Raw genomic sequence first — 286 nt, 5'->3', positions numbered from 1 at the left:
GTGCCTGGGTCTGGAACTGCGGCCTGGCAAGCAGCACACCATGAAGGAGAGCAACGCCTTCCTGGAGCGGGTACTGCCTCGCGCCCAATGCTTGACCAAGCAACCGATCCTGTTACGCGAGGACAGCGGCTTCGACAGCCAGGCGCACCTGGCGCTTCTCGAACAGCAACGCCAGGTCTTTGCCGACGAGGGGCGCCGGCTCGACTATGTCGTCAAATGGAACCCGCGTGGCTCGGCCACGGCTGATCGAGATACCTGGCTGGCGGTGGCGGCGGACTACTGGGAA

The 286-nt window shown here is 64.3% G+C and carries 1 pseudogene; it reads left to right on the top strand.

The annotated features are described in order from the left end of the window. A pseudogene (locus Q673_RS0118145) lies at nt 1–286 on the top strand (IS1380 family transposase); the annotation flags it as partial.

Source organism: Halomonas sp. PBN3 (genome assembly GCF_000475415.1).
In the GTDB taxonomy this organism is placed as follows: Bacteria; Pseudomonadota; Gammaproteobacteria; order Pseudomonadales; family Halomonadaceae; genus Halomonas; species Halomonas shengliensis.
This window is presented reverse-complemented; position numbering and strand designations above follow the sequence as displayed.